Source organism: Xenorhabdus khoisanae (genome assembly GCF_001037465.1).
Classification (GTDB): Bacteria; Pseudomonadota; Gammaproteobacteria; order Enterobacterales; family Enterobacteriaceae; genus Xenorhabdus; species Xenorhabdus khoisanae.
This window is the reverse complement of sequence record NZ_LFCV01000255.1, coordinates 1-913: the sequence shown is the minus strand read 5'-3', so window position 1 is coordinate 913 and position 913 is coordinate 1. Positions and strand designations below refer to the sequence as shown.

At 36.7% G+C, this 913-nt stretch carries 1 pseudogene; it reads right to left on the bottom strand.

What is annotated here, in order from left to right:
- Window positions 1-500, bottom strand: a pseudogene (locus AB204_RS20635) (ISAs1 family transposase); the annotation flags it as partial.
- Between the last annotated feature and the right edge of the window lie 413 nt (window positions 501-913).

The following is a 913-nucleotide window of genomic DNA, read 5'->3' as shown; positions in this document are numbered from 1 at the left end:
CATCCCATCGCATCAATTGTTATCAGGCAACCTGTGATATCCAGCAAGCGGAGTAATTTTGGGATCGCAGTGATTTCATTGGACTTTTTATCTGTCTTCAGTTGTCCCATCACTACGCCGTTCTGGGTGGCAAACGCACTCACCATGTGGAGCATCGACTGCCGATTCTTGCCATCATAAGTTCCCCGCAACGTTTTTCCGTCAATGGCGATAATTTCCCCTTCTGAGCGTTCGTTAACCCGTTGAGCCCAATGAATAAAACAGTGCTGAAACGCAACGGGATTGAGCCGAGAAATCAGGCGAGCGATAGCATCATGTCCCGGTATTCCATTCGGAAAAAGGGTTTTTTCTTGATACCAGTCCAGGTACGTTTCGCCGAAATCTTCAATATCTTCCCATCCTTCTGCACCGGCGATGATGGCTGTAATCGACAGAAAAAGGACATCAAACAAAGGATAACTGATCTTAGACGACTGGCGGGGAGCTGTTAATGTACTGAAAGACTAAGAAAAAGCATCGATACTCATAAGAATACTTCCCGAAAAAAGAAGTATGAAATTATATTTTTTCTTATTCGTCAAACCTGAAATTTTTTAAAAAAAAGTTCACGCTCTCACCCTGTAATTTCAACACATCACCAATAATAAAAAATATATATCAATAACTAAATTTCCTTACAAACAATAAAAAAACAAGAATAATAAAAAACAAAATAGACACTATTTAAAATTACAACCACTATTACACTATAAAGAGTGATGTCCATGAGTAATAATAAAATCAAAATAATCATTTCTACATAAAAAATATATTCTGGTATTTTTGTAAAAAAAATAACTATTAAACAATAACTATCTTTCATGAGGATGAGTGTTGAAAGATTGCAAGATTATTTGTAAGGACATCATGAGAG